We start from the raw sequence: 13,082 nt of genomic DNA on the forward strand, positions 1-13,082 counted from the left end.
CACGATGAACGCGAATCTCGCTTCCTTCCTCTATCTCGTCTCCGGCATCCTGTTCATCCTGGCGCTGCGGGGCCTGTCGCACCCGACGACCAGCCGTCAGGGCAACACCTACGGCATGGTCGGCATGGGTATCGCCATCGTCACCACCTTGGCGCTCGCCGTTCCGTCGGTCGGCGGATTCGGGCTGATCGTGCTTGGTCTGGCCGTCGGCGGCGCGGTCGGAGCCGTCACCGCGCGGCGCATCGCCATGACGTCGATGCCGCAGCTGGTCGCCGCCTTCCACAGCCTCGTCGGCCTTGCCGCCGTGATGGTGGCGGCTGCCGCCATGTATGCGCCGGAGAGCTTCGGCATCGGTACGATCGGAGACATCCATAGCCAGGCGCTGGTGGAGATGAGCCTTGGCGTCGCCATCGGCGCGATCACCTTCACCGGCTCGGTCATCGCCTTCCTCAAACTCGACGGCCGCATGTCGGGCAAGCCGATCATGCTTCCGGCCCGCCATCTCATCAACATCGCGCTCGGCGCGGCGCTGGTGGCGCTGATCGTGCTCTTGGTCACAACCGAGAGCTACACGATCTTCTGGCTGATCGTCGTCGCGTCGCTGGTGCTGGGCGTGCTGCTCATCATCCCGATCGGCGGCGCCGACATGCCGGTCGTCGTCTCGATGCTCAACTCCTATTCGGGCTGGGCGGCGGCCGCACTCGGCTTCACGCTCGGCAACCTGGCGCTGATCATCACCGGCGCGCTGGTCGGCTCGTCGGGCGCGATCCTCAGCTACATCATGTGCAAGGGCATGAACCGCTCGTTCATCTCGGTCATTCTCGGCGGCTTCGGCGGTGAGACGGCTGCAGCAGCCGACGACGGCATCCAGCGCACGGTCAAGACCGGCGCTGCCGACGACGCGGCCTACCTGATGATGAATGCCCAGAAGGTCATCATCGTGCCGGGCTACGGCATGGCGGTGGCGCAGGCCCAGCATGCACTGCGCGAGATGGCCGACAAGCTGAAGGCCAACGGCGTCGAGGTGAAATACGCCATTCACCCCGTCGCCGGCCGCATGCCTGGACACATGAACGTGCTGCTGGCGGAAGCCAACGTTCCCTACGACGAGGTGTTCGAGCTGGAGGACATCAACTCCGAGTTCGCGCAGGCCGACGTCGCCTATGTCATCGGCGCCAACGACGTCACCAACCCGTCGGCGCGCGACGACAAGGCCTCGCCGATCTACGGCATGCCGATCCTCGACGTCGACAAGGCGCGCACCTGCCTCTTCGTCAAGCGCAGCCTGGGCTCCGGCTACGCCGGCATCGACAACACGCTGTTCTACAAGGACGGCACGATGATGCTGCTCGGCGACGCCAAGAAGATGACCGAAGAGATCGTCAAGGCCATGGATCACTGATCCATCGCCAGCGTATTAACAACAAAAGCCCGGCCTCGCGCCGGGCTTTTGCTTTCAGTACAAGAGTCAGCCGGCGGTCTTGCGCAGCTCGAAATTGGCGACACCGAGCGCGAAGTTCAGTCCGGCCTGCTGCGTGGTGCTTACCGGCTGAAGGGTGAAACCCTTTCCGGAGCCGCCGACCAGTGCGTTGGCGCCGACGCCGGCAGCGACTGTCGCTTCGCCGGTGACGCCGACATAGTTGCCTTCGAGAGAGCCGGGCTGGTAGGCGTCCGCCTTGGCGGCGACCACGGCCCACTGCATGACGGTGGCGCCGGTCACGCCGACATCCACGCCGAACTTGCTGATCGAGCCGCCATACGTCTCAGGGGGCAGGCTCTTGTCGGCCGGCGTGTAGGTGCAGCGCACTTCCTTGGTCGAGCCGAGGACAAAGCCGACACCGCCCTCGGCAACGCAGTCAAGCCAGCCGACTTCGACGCCGCTCGCAGCGTTTCCGACCAGGGGAACCGTTGAAAAAGCCATTGCGGCCGCCAGTGTGGCAATCAATGTTCTCATCACAAACTCCTTTTCGGCCTCCCTCGCGTCCCCGATTGGGGGAGAAAAGCTTGCAGGCGAGGGATGGTTCCATCACCGGGAGTGTCGGTTCGTTACAAAGACGCCCAGGATCGAGCGGGTGCGACTGTCGGGAAAGGCCTGCGACCCTGCCGGGGAACTCTCAGCCGGGCAGGGCTCTATTCACACGCATGCCGGCGGCGATGCGCACGGCCGCCACGCAGCCAACGAGCGCCAGCGGCACGAAGGCCAGGAAGACCCAGGTGGCGACGGGAGCGGCCGTTTCCCGGCTCAATCCACTGCCGAAGCCCATGACATTCGCGATGATGCCGGTGACGGCGGCCCCGATCGCATAGCCGATGCGCTGCATCGTAGGCACCGCGGAGGAGGCGATGGTGCGTTCTTCCTCCTTCGCAGCGGCGACGATGAGGCGGGTGACGAAGGGCCAGGCTATGCCGAAACCGCCGCCCTGAAGCACGGCGCAGGCCAGCACCAGCCAGGTCGCGCCGGCGGGGACCGAATAGGCGAAGCCGGCGACGCCTCCGGCGATCATCAGCGCCCCGGTGACGATGATGGCGCGTTCGCGATGCGGAGGCGCATTGGCGACGATGATCGACATGATCGACCAGGAGATGGATTCCGCCGCGATGATGTAGCCGGTGGTGAGGATGGGCACGTCGTGCAGCGTCGTGAGAAGAAGCGGCCCGTACACCGTGAATGAGCAGGTGGCGACCGAAAGCGCCGCGACCATGGTCATGCCTGCGCCAAGCGGCGTGCGCCAGTCGAAGAGGCGCGACGGAAACAGCCGCGACCCCGGGTTGCGTGCGTCTATAGCGAAGAAAGCCGCCAGCCCCAGAAGGCCCGCGGCGACCAGCAGCGACGAGCGCACCGGCTGGATGTCCACGCCCGCCACGGCGATCAGCACGATGCTGCACGCCAGCACTGCCAGGACGGCATATGGGAAGGGCGGCAGCGATGCCGCTTCGCTCCTGCGGGTGGTCGCGGCAGGCGCATTCAGTACGATGTAGCTAGCCAAAGCCATCGCAGCGCCGCCTCCGGTGAAGATGCCGAAAGCCCAGCGCCAGGAAAGCGCCTCCGTCAGCACTGCCCCCAGCAACGGCCCGCTGAACGCCGCCACGCCCCAGACGGCCGACATGATGCCGAAAAGCTGCGGCCAGATCCTTGGCGGAAACAGCCTCTCGACGGAGACGAAGGCTAGAGACACCAGCGCTCCGCCGCCCAATCCCTCGACCAGGCGACCGGCGAGGAATACCGGCATCGACGGCGCTGTTGCGCAGATCAGTGCGCCCAGTGCGTAGATGACGGCCGCGAAGGCCATGTTGGAGCGCAGCGGCACATACGACACCAGGCGTCCAGCGGCTGCCCCGGCAACGATCGCGCCCAGTTCGTAGATCGCCAGTGACCATCCGACCAGTTCGACGCCGGAGATCTCGCCCACCATCGCGGGCATGACCGTGGCAACCATCGTCTCGTTGGTGGCGTGCAGCAGGATGCCGAGGCTGACGAAGCAGAAGCGCGCGAGGTCGCCCGTCTCCCACAGCGCGCGCCAATCCGTTCGTTCCGTAGTGGTATCCGACATCCCCAATCCCCTGCTCGAGGCAGACCGAACGAAAATCTGGCTTCAGCCCGCGAGTACGGGCAGGACTTGTAGAACCTCAAGCGGGGTTGAGTTCAAGGTGGAAGCGATGGAAACCTGCCTGGATGGGGTGCCGGCGCAATCACTTGCCGCGGAAGCCGGCCTCGATGTTGTTCCCGTCGGGATCGAGGACGAAGGCGGCGTAGTAGTTCATCTCGGCCGGACCGCGCGGGCCGGGCGCGCCATTGTCTTTGCCGCCATTGGCAAGCGCTGCCTTGTAGAAGGCGTCGACGGTCGCCTTGTCGGGTGCGGAGAAGGCCACATGGATCGGGCTCGCAGACGTCCGGTGACCGGTGCTCCAGAAGCGCGGCCGATCTGTCCCGATCCAGAGGAAGGGGATGGGCTCGTCGGCGCTGCGGACGACCAGGAAGGATGCCTCGCTGTTGTCGATGACGGCAAGGCCGATCGCGTTCATCGCCGCGTCGTAGAAGCGTCGCGCGGCCGCCAGATCAGCTACGCAAAAGCCGAAATGATCGAGCATCGTCCGATCTCCCACGCCTTCGGATGGAACAGGTTCCCCCGCGGGATGAGCGCGGAGAACACGATCGAGCAGGCCGTAGGCTCTTGCGAAGAGCCTATGCGCCGCGTGTGCGTGCCAAGCCGTCGGTCGCCGGCCGATAATTCGGGTCGAGCTGCACGGCCCGCGCGAAGGACTTGGCGGCCCGCGCCTTGTCGCCGCGACGTTCGTAGACCAGCGCCTGGTTTGCCCAGCTCTCGGCCAGGCGGTCGTTCAGCTTGACCGCCATGTTGAAGTCGTCAAAAGCGTTGTCTTCCTGGTTCAGCGCCAGGTAAGAGACGCCGCGGCCGTTGTAAGGCTCGGGCGATTCAGGGGACAGGGAGATGGCCGTCGAGAAATCCTCGATCGCGAACTTGTGCTGCCCCTGGCTCTGGTAGATCAGGCCGCGGCGGTGATAGGCGCGACCGTCGGTCGTATCGAGCTGGATGGCCTTCTGGAAGTCGTTGAAGGCCTGCTGGGTCTGGCCGGCATGGCGGTAGAGGTCGCCGCGACCGATATAGGCCGTATCATAATTCGGATTGATCTGCAGCGCCCGGCCGTAGTCGCTCAGCGCACTTTTCTGGTCGCCGAGATAGCGATGAATGAGCGCGCGGTTGGCGTAGGCCTGATAGAAGTTGGGATTGAGCTCGATCGCCTTGTCGAAATCCTTGAGCGCTTCGCGGTACTTGCCGCCGCGCCCGTAGGCGGAGCCGCGTACGTTGTAGGCCTCCGGGTCGCGAGGATTGCGGCTGACAACCCCAGACAAGGACGAGATGTTCTGCTCGGAGGATTGAGCGATGTCGACGGTCGCCAGGTCGCTGACCGGACTCGCCTGGCAGGCCGCCAGCATCGTCGCCGCGGCGAGCATGACGCCAAGGCTTGCGTGTCTCGCCGTCATTTTCGACTGGGCTGCGGTTGCTCTCATGTCCTGCACTTCTCCCAACGCGACACGAATCCTCGTCGTCGGCCAATTTGCGGCCGATTTAGCCAAAAAGCAAAAAAGGTGGCGGCGATTTCGCAATCGCCCCACCTCTGTCGCTATATCCCGAAAAGGACGAAAACTTGGCGCTATGCGCGCGGTGCCCGAGCAGGCTGAGCGGCCGCGGGACGGGCGCCTGGCAGGAGGCCTTCACGCTGGGCGCGCTTGCGGGCAAGCTTGCGCGCACGGCGCACGGCTTCCGCCTTCTCGCGGGCGCGCTTCTCGGAAGGCTTCTCGTAATGTCCGCGCATCTTCATTTCGCGGAAAATGCCTTCGCGCTGCATCTTCTTCTTGAGCGCGCGAAGCGCTTGGTCGACGTTGTTGTCGCGGACGAGTACCTGCACGTATGCTCCTGTTATCCAGAATTCCGGGGCGACTGGGCCAATTTCACAAGCAGGCAGTGGCGAAACACCCAGCTGCCTCCGCGACGGCAACCATCGCGAATGGAGGCGGCTGATATCAGAATCAGGGCTGCTTGTCCATATCCGATCGCGGTGGAAAGTCGAGTGGCGACGCGGCCGCGTGGACGTGTTGCCAGGGACGCCTCAAAACACGTTGAGCAGACCGGAATCCGCACGTTTGCGCAGGTGCCGGTCGACTGCGTCACGGTCCGCACAATCGTGGAACCGTCCTTGGCAATACTCGCCGAGTTCGATCAGATCCCTGTACATGGGCGAGGTAGGCAAGCGCGCCGCCTTGACCAGGACCGCGCCGAGATATCCGATGTCGAGTTCGTCCTTGGGGAACGTGTCCATGTCGAGCGCGTAACCGAACGAATGGACCGTGTAGTAGGTCCGGTAGGCTGCCGAACGAAGGTCCTGGAGCGCATTGCCGCCATAAGCCTCGTCGACCAGGCTCTTGGTAACGTAGGACTGGTGATCCCCGTATTCGAGCACGATGGAGCCACGCTCCGTGGTGAGCGATCTGATGACGTCCAGATAGTCCCGGAAATCCTGCTGCGTGGCCAGCATCCGGTTGACGTACTCGTCGGTCGGGGCGTCGCCCCCGAAGCTTATCGGCGACAGCGTGTTCTTGGCCAGCAGCGAGTCGACATAGGGGGAGTGCGTGAACATCGTCTTCAGGGTGAACAACAGCGGACCGCCGCCCTTGCGCCTGTGATCGCGGATGAACGCTTCAGCGGCCTTGAAGTAGAAGTCGTCGCGATGCGCGTACTCGCTGGCCCCGATGTCGTCATAGTCGAGGATGGTCTGGAAGCCGATGGACTCCATGAACGCAGCCTCGTTCACGAAGCTGCGTTTCACCGGGGTGAGTGAGACGGTCCGGTAGCCGCATCTGGCAAGAACCTCGGGCAGCGCCCCGCGAACCTTCCCCTCGAGCACCGTGGTGAGATAGGGCGCCTGGACGCCGAAATCGACGCTCGACAGGCCGGACATCACGGAGATCTGTGACACCCAGGTTCCACCCCCGAACGTTTCCACCTGGAGCGGATGCAGCAAGCCGTCGTCCGACAGGAAGCTGTCGTCGAACCTGCCGTCGGTGTGCAATTGGGGAAAGTTCCTGGGATCGGTGTTGCTCTCGCTGAGCACCATGAAGATGTCGGGCCGGTTTCCGGGATCTCCGCATTCGACGGAGTCTTCATAGGGAGGCTGCTGCGGCACGTTGTTCAGCCGGTCGGCGAATTCGCTGCGGCGGAACTGGTACTGCAGGTCGAGCGTCGAGACAAAGAACGAGGTTGCGTTGAAGCCGCCGAGATAGTGGAAATAGCGCGGCTCCATCGGGTCGAGCGGATAGGCAAGGTAGATGCCGAGGGAGGATGCGAGGAGCATCGACGCCCGCTTTCGCCAGCCAGTCGCGCTGCGCGGCTCGAAGACGCCGATCATGGTCACGAACGCCACCGAGAGCAACGCCAGCACGATTACCGGCACGATCAGATAGGCGTAACCCTCCAGAAGGAATCTCATGGCTGCCGGATCTTCGCCGGTGAAGCCGAAATCGAAGACGTGCAGATCGAACCCCTTCATCCGATACTTCACCGTGGAGGCGATGGTGATGATCGACACGGTCGCCATGCCGAAATAGGCGGAAAAGAAGAACTTCCTAGTGATGATGAAGAGAGCGGCGGAGATCGCCGTGATGACCATCGCCACAAAGGGCATGTGGGCGGCCATCTTCTCGAAAGCGTATAGCCCCGCCATCACGATGGCGAAGGCGCCGGCAAGCACGACGGGCCGGCAGAAAAAAGTCACAAGTGATTGAATGATCTTACGCATGGGGATCTAGGGAAAATCGAAATGCGAAAGCGAACAGGTAGCGCCGATTTCCCTTGCCGACGAACGAAACTCATTCTTAACCTTAACGAGCGCGCCTCGAACGGCCGCTCAGCAAGAGATTTCCGGGTCGACAGGCGCGATGCTTTCGCCTAAACGCGCCGCTCCCCGAGACTTTCCCCAATCACTGGACGCGACCATGAAACCGGCTTTTGGCGGCATCGACTTCGGCACGTCGAACTCGACCGTCGGCGTGATCGACAACGGCGCAGTGCGGCTTGCGCCCGTCGAAGGCGCGCATCTGACCATTCCCAGCGCCATCTTCTTCAACTTCGAGGACGGTCATACTTATTTCGGCCGACGCGCCATCGAGGATTACACCCTGAACTCGGAAGGGCGGCTGATGCGATCGCTCAAGAGCGTGCTCGGAACGTCGCTCATCAACGAGAAGACGCGCGTCAAGGCGCGATCTATCCCGTTCAGCGACATCATCGGCATGGTGCTTGGGCATCTCAAGGCATGCCTCGATGAGGCCGTGCAAGCAGATGTCGAGAAGGTCGTGCTGGGGCGGCCAGTGCATTTCGTAGACGAGGATGAGGCCGCGGACAGGCAGGCCCAGGGCGAACTGGAAAAGGCTGCGCGGGAGCAGGGCTTTAAGCACATCGAGTTCCAGTTCGAGCCGATCGCGGCGGCGCTCGACTACGAGCACGGCGTGGAGCGTGAGGAACTCGCCCTGATCGCGGATATTGGCGGCGGCACGTCGGATTTCTCCATCGTGCGCGTTTCACCCGAAGCGCGCCGGCGCGCCGACCGCCGATCGGATGTGCTCGCCAATACGGGCGTGCACCTGGGCGGCACGGATTTCGACCGGCTGCTCAGCATGGCGCGCGTCATGCCCGAACTCGGCTACATGACGCCGACCAAGGACGGAAAGCGCAACCTGCCGGTGTCCTACTTCTTCGATCTGGCGACATGGCAGCGCATCAACTCGCTCTATTCCAACAAGTCGATGACCGACCTCAGGCAGATCCGCTACGACGCGGCGCGACCGGAACTGATCGACCGCATGATCGACATCGTCCAGCACCGGCAGGGCCACGCGCTTGCGGGCCGCGTCGAGCGCGCCAAGATCGACCTTGCCGCAGGCGGAAGTTCGCTACTCGACCTCGATCTGACCGGCGAACGCGTCGACCTGCCGCTCACCGCCGAGATGCTCGACGACGCGATCGGCTCGGCGGTGGAGCGGATCGACGCGACCGTCACGCGCACGCTGGCTGATGCCGGACTGAAGGAAACTGACATAGACACCCTGTTCATGACCGGGGGTTCGACCGGAATCCCCGCCGTGCGGGAGGGCATCGTCAGGCGCCTTCCGCGGGCGCGGCTGGTCAAGGGTGACGTGTTCGGCAGCGTCGGGCTCGGGCTCGCGCTCGATGCGCAGCGCAAGTTTGCATAGCAGCGCGGCCGACTACTCGGCCGCGGCGCGCTCAGCCTCGACGTCGTCGGGAGCGTCAGGATCGCCCGGCGCCGTCTCGCAGCCGAGATCGGGGAAGGCGAGAACCCGCTTGCCGTGGAAGTCGGTGCGCAGCACGAGAAGGCCACGCTCCTCATAATATGCGATGAGTCGGCGCGCACGGCGCGGCGAATGGCTGCCGTAGGTGCGCGCCAGCGTGGCGTCCGACGGGCACGCCTCGCGGTTCATGGCGGCGCGCGCAAGCAGCAGGAAGACGCCCTGTACGTCGTCCGGCAGGGTTTCCGACAGGGTCAGCGCGGTGGCCCACGTCTCGTTGCCGTCATCGCCCCGCTCGACGCCGGCGCGGGCGACAGCCATGCGACGGCGAAACGCCGAGAGGTTCAGGGGTTCGCCCGGCACCCGCCGGATGCGGCAACGGACCAGAAAATCCTGATAGAGAACCGCGTCGGTGCGGAAGGCCGCATCGGCGTCGTCGAGGATTTCGCGCAGCACGGTCTCGATGCCCGCTTCGCGCTCGGCCTCGTCGATGACGGCGAACATCGGCTGCGCGGGCGGCTCCGGCGCGGGCATCGGCCGCGCGAGCTGCGCAAGGATGTCGGCGGTCGGCGTCGGCGGAGGCGGAGGCCGGCGCACGATTGGTCGTGTCGGCTCCTCCGGGCCGGGCGTGAAGATCAGATCGCGCGCGTCCTCGGGCGCCTCGGGCAGCGGCGTCAGCCTGGGGCTGGTCGAGCGCGCCGAGGTCTCGACCGTCCCGATGGTTATCGGCAGCGGACGGCGCGACAAGGCTGGCCCCAGGGCGACGAATTTGCCGCGCGCGAGATCGCGGAACTGTTCGGCCTGGCGCTTGTCCATTCCCAGCAGGTCGGCGGCGCGCGCCATGTCGATGTCGAGGAACGTGCGGCCCATCAGGAAGTTGGATGCTTCGGCCGCGACGTTCTTGGCGAGCTTGGCGAGCCGCTGGGTGGCGATGACGCCGGCCAACCCGCGCTTGCGGCCGCGGCACATCAGGTTGGTCATGGCGCCGAGCGAAACCTTCCTCGCCTCATCCGAGACCTCGCCCGCTGCCGCTGGCGCGAAGAGCTGCGCCTCGTCGACCACGACAAGCACCGGGTACCAATATTCACGGTCGGCGTCGAACATGCCGCCGAGGAACGCGGCTGCCGCGCGCATCTGCTGCTCGGCGTCGAGGCCTTCGAGATTGAGGACGACGGAGACGCGGTGCTGGCGCACGCGACCGGCGATTCGCGTCAGCTCGGCCTCGGTGCGCTGCGCGTCGACCACCTGGTGGCCGAACTTGTCGGCCAGCGTGACGAAATCGCCTTCCGGATCGATGACGCACTGCTGCACCCACGGCGCGCTCTGTTCGAGCAGCCGCCGCAGCAAATGCGACTTTCCGGAGCCGGAATTGCCCTGCACCAACAGGCGGGTCGCCAGCAGTTCCTCGAGATCGAGCTTGGCTGCGGCCCCGCCGTTGGCCGCCCCCATGTCGATGCCAACTTTCATTCAACGTCCTCTATGGAGCGGTCCTTAGCATCGGATCCGCGCGACGGCGAATCGCGGTCGGGGGATTCCCACAAGCGTGATGTCGCACGAAACGGCCGCCGTCGCAGCCACCCAGCCCGCTCCGGCGTCACGTGCGGTTGATCGAGACGCCCCCGTCGGCGAGCAGCGCAGTGCCCGTCGTGAAGCTCGACGCGTCGGACGCGAGATAGAGCGCCGAGGCGGCGATTTCCGCGGGCCTCGCAATCCGCTTCAGGGCATGCAGCCCCTCGACGAAGGCGCGTTCCTCGTCAGTCCGGAAGGTCGCGGCGGGCGTATCGGTGCCGCCGGGCAGCAGTGCATTGACGCGGATGCCATGCGGTCCATACTCTGCCGCCAGCACCTGCGTCAGCCCGATGAGCCCGGCTTTCGCAGCAGCATAGGCCGCCATGCCTGGCATGCCGACTGTATAGCCGACGAAGGTCGAGGTGAAGATCAGGGAGCCGCGGCCGCGCCGCTGCATCGCGGGGATCTGGTGTTTCGCGGCAAGGAAGCAGCTGGTCAGGTTGGTGTCGATCGTGTCGTTCCAGCCTTTCGGCGAAACGGCCGCCGTCTCGCCCATCTCGCCCGTCCAGCCTGCGTTGTTCAAGGCGATGTCGAGGCCGCCATGTTTCTTCTCGGCCAGATCCACCAGCGCCTTGGCGTAGGCCTCGTCTCTGACATCGCCGGCGAGTGCTGCCGCCGTCCCGCCATCGGCCTCGATCTCCGCGACGAGTCTGTCGAGTTCGTCGGCACGCCGGGCCGCGACCACGACAGCGGCGCCGCTGTGCGCGAAAAGTTTCGCCGCCGCCCGGCCGATGCCGGAGCTCGCGCCGGTGACGATCGCGGTCTTGTCGGTGAGATCGAACATTCTCTTGCTCCTCCGCATTTGCGCCGGCCCGCGCCGGCTGATGGAGCGGTGGTCGCAAATCGGCAGAGAGGCAGCCACCCGAAACGCGCTGAGCGTGTAGGCCCCGCCGACAGCAAGACCGGCGCAAAACGGCAACTCCCGTCGCAAACAGCGCAAGGGTGACAATGGCTTTTGGCTAGTGGTACATCACGATCCGACGTCTGACGCGGCGGCCGATCCAGCGAGGCAATCCAACTGCATGCGGAAATATTCGGTATTTGCGATCGCGCGTGAAGCCATGCGCGGCCACAAGGGCTGGGAGGAGCAGTGGTCTTCTCCGGAGCCGCGGGCCGAGTACGACGTTGTCATCGTCGGCGCCGGCGGCCACGGCCTGGCGACCGCGTACTACCTCGCCAAGGAGCATGGCGTCACCAACGTCGCCGTGCTGGAGAAGGGCTGGCTGGGCGGCGGCAACACCGGCCGCAACACGACCATCATCCGCTCGAACTATCTCTATGACGAATCCGCCGCGATCTACGATCACGCGGTAAAACTCTGGGACGGGCTCAGCCAGGATCTCAACTACAACGTCATGTATTCCGCGCGCGGCGTCATGATGCTGGCGCACAATGTCCACGACGTGCAGGTGCTCAAGCGCCACGTTCACGCCAACCGGCTGAACGGCGTGGACAATGAGTGGCTCACCCCCGAGCAGGCACAGGAATTCTGCCCGCCGCTGAACATCTCCAGGAACGCCCGCTACCCGGTCGTCGGCGCCACGCTGCAGCGCCGCGGCGGCACGGCGCGCCACGACGCCGTCGCGTGGGGTTATGCGCGCGGCGCCAGCGACCGCGGCGTCCACATAATCCAGAACTGCGAGGTCACCGGCGTCAGGCGGGGGCCCGATGGCCGCGTCACCGGCGTCGAGACCTCGAAGGGCTTCATCGGTACGAAGAAGATCGGCGTCGTTGCCGCCGGCCACTCCTCCGTCATCATGCAGATGGCGGACGTCAGAATGCCGCTGGAATCCTATCCGCTGCAGGCACTGGTGTCCGAGCCGGTCAAGCCGGTGTTCCCCTGCGTGGTCATGTCGAACACAGTCCACGCGTACATCTCGCAATCCGACAAGGGCGAGTTGGTGATCGGGGCGGGCACCGACCAGTACGTGTCCTATTCGCAGACCGGCGGCCTCCACATCATCAACCACACGCTCGACGCCATCTGCGAAATGTTCCCGATTTTCACGCGCATGAAGATGCTGCGTTCGTGGGGCGGCATCGTCGACGTGACGCCGGACCGCTCGCCGATCCTTGCGAAGACGCCCGTGCCCGGCCTCTACGTCAACTGTGGCTGGGGCACCGGCGGCTTCAAGGCGACGCCGGGCTCCGGCCATGTCTTCGCCCACACCATCGCCACCGACCAGCCGCATCCCATCAATGCGCCCTTCACGCTGGAGCGGTTCCGCACCGGCAGACTGATTGACGAGGCGGCTGCGGCCGCCGTCGCGCATTGACCGGCGCGCGATTGGTCGAATCCTAGGACACGCCAATGCTTCTCATCCGCTGCCCCTATTGCGAGGAAGAGCGCCCGGAGCTGGAATTCCGCAACGCCGGCGAGGCGCATGTCGCACGCGCGACGAACCTTGCGGAGATCAGCGACGAGGATTTCGAGAAGTTCTTCTTCATCCGATCGAACACGAGGGGACTAATCTACGAGCGCTGGCGGCACATCCACGGCTGCGCGCGCTTCTTCAACGCCGTGCGGGACACGGTCAGCGACAAGTTCGTGATGACCTACAAGGCCGGCGAGCCGAAGCCCGAGATCATGGCTGCAGGCAGCGAACCCGCCGCATGGGCGAATCGCCCGCCGGATCAGCTGAACGTCAAGAAGCCGGCCAGGAAGCGCGCTGCAAAGAAGGGGGACGCGTGA

At 65.0% G+C, this 13,082-nt stretch carries 12 protein-coding genes; 4 read left to right on the forward strand and 8 right to left on the reverse strand.

All coding sequences use genetic code 11. From position 1 onward, the window contains the following. The first annotated feature begins 4 nt into the window (after positions 1 to 4). Positions 5 to 1,402 carry an NAD(P)(+) transhydrogenase (Re/Si-specific) subunit beta gene (locus tag PD284_RS08275; RefSeq protein ID WP_274627733.1) on the forward strand — a complete coding sequence of 466 codons (1,398 nt, stop codon included), beginning with the start codon at positions 5 to 7 and terminating at the stop codon, positions 1,400 to 1,402. A 66-nt stretch (positions 1,403 to 1,468) separates the two neighbouring features. On the opposite strand, the gene PD284_RS08280 is transcribed toward PD284_RS08275, so the two are convergent. From PD284_RS08280 to PD284_RS08305, 6 genes are all read right to left on the reverse strand, one after another. After that, positions 1,469 to 1,954: a DUF992 domain-containing protein gene (locus PD284_RS08280; protein WP_274627734.1), complete on the reverse strand. Its 486-nt coding sequence runs from the start codon at positions 1,952 to 1,954 to the stop codon at positions 1,469 to 1,471. A 160-nt stretch (positions 1,955 to 2,114) separates the two neighbouring features. Further along, complete coding sequence (locus tag PD284_RS08285) at positions 2,115 to 3,551, reverse strand: MFS transporter (RefSeq protein ID WP_274627735.1); 1,437 nt, start codon at positions 3,549 to 3,551, stop codon at positions 2,115 to 2,117. 139 nt (positions 3,552 to 3,690) lie between these two features. Beyond that, positions 3,691 to 4,089, reverse strand: coding sequence for a VOC family protein (locus tag PD284_RS08290; protein ID WP_274627736.1), 399 nt, complete (start codon positions 4,087 to 4,089; stop codon positions 3,691 to 3,693). A gap of 94 nt (positions 4,090 to 4,183) precedes the next feature. Next, on the reverse strand, positions 4,184 to 4,972 hold the full coding sequence (locus PD284_RS08295; protein ID WP_274630575.1) for a tetratricopeptide repeat protein: 789 nt from the start codon (positions 4,970 to 4,972) through the stop codon (positions 4,184 to 4,186). Positions 4,973 to 5,172: 200 nt separating this feature from the next. Continuing rightward, positions 5,173 to 5,427 (reverse strand): 30S ribosomal protein S21, encoded by a 255-nt coding sequence (rpsU, locus tag PD284_RS08300; RefSeq protein WP_411956186.1) that lies wholly within the window; start codon positions 5,425 to 5,427, stop codon positions 5,173 to 5,175. A gap of 201 nt (positions 5,428 to 5,628) precedes the next feature. Then, positions 5,629 to 7,314, reverse strand: coding sequence for a sulfatase-like hydrolase/transferase (locus PD284_RS08305; RefSeq protein WP_274627737.1), 1,686 nt, complete (start codon positions 7,312 to 7,314; stop codon positions 5,629 to 5,631). A gap of 196 nt (positions 7,315 to 7,510) precedes the next feature. Here PD284_RS08305 and PD284_RS08310 point away from each other — a divergent pair, with 196 nt between their 5' ends. Next, on the forward strand, positions 7,511 to 8,767 hold the full coding sequence (locus PD284_RS08310) for an Hsp70 family protein (RefSeq protein ID WP_274627738.1): 1,257 nt from the start codon (positions 7,511 to 7,513) through the stop codon (positions 8,765 to 8,767). 12 nt (positions 8,768 to 8,779) lie between these two features. On the opposite strand, the gene PD284_RS08315 is transcribed toward PD284_RS08310, so the two are convergent. Both PD284_RS08315 and PD284_RS08320 read right to left on the reverse strand, forming a co-directional pair. Then, complete coding sequence (locus PD284_RS08315; RefSeq protein WP_274627739.1) at positions 8,780 to 10,288, reverse strand: helicase HerA domain-containing protein; 1,509 nt, start codon at positions 10,286 to 10,288, stop codon at positions 8,780 to 8,782. Positions 10,289 to 10,415: 127 nt separating this feature from the next. Next, positions 10,416 to 11,174: an SDR family oxidoreductase gene (locus tag PD284_RS08320; protein WP_274627740.1), complete on the reverse strand. Its 759-nt coding sequence runs from the start codon at positions 11,172 to 11,174 to the stop codon at positions 10,416 to 10,418. Positions 11,175 to 11,412: 238 nt separating this feature from the next. On the opposite strand from PD284_RS08320, the gene PD284_RS08325 reads away from it, so the two are divergent. Beyond that, positions 11,413 to 12,666 carry a sarcosine oxidase subunit beta gene (locus tag PD284_RS08325; RefSeq protein ID WP_274627741.1) on the forward strand — a complete coding sequence of 418 codons (1,254 nt, stop codon included), beginning with the start codon at positions 11,413 to 11,415 and terminating at the stop codon, positions 12,664 to 12,666. 35 nt (positions 12,667 to 12,701) lie between these two features. Next, entirely contained in the window at positions 12,702 to 13,082 is a 381-nt protein-coding gene (locus PD284_RS08330) for a sarcosine oxidase subunit delta (RefSeq protein WP_274627742.1), read from the forward strand.

Source organism: Mesorhizobium shangrilense, from assembly GCF_028826155.1.
GTDB lineage: Bacteria > Pseudomonadota > Alphaproteobacteria > Rhizobiales > Rhizobiaceae > Arvimicrobium > Arvimicrobium flavum.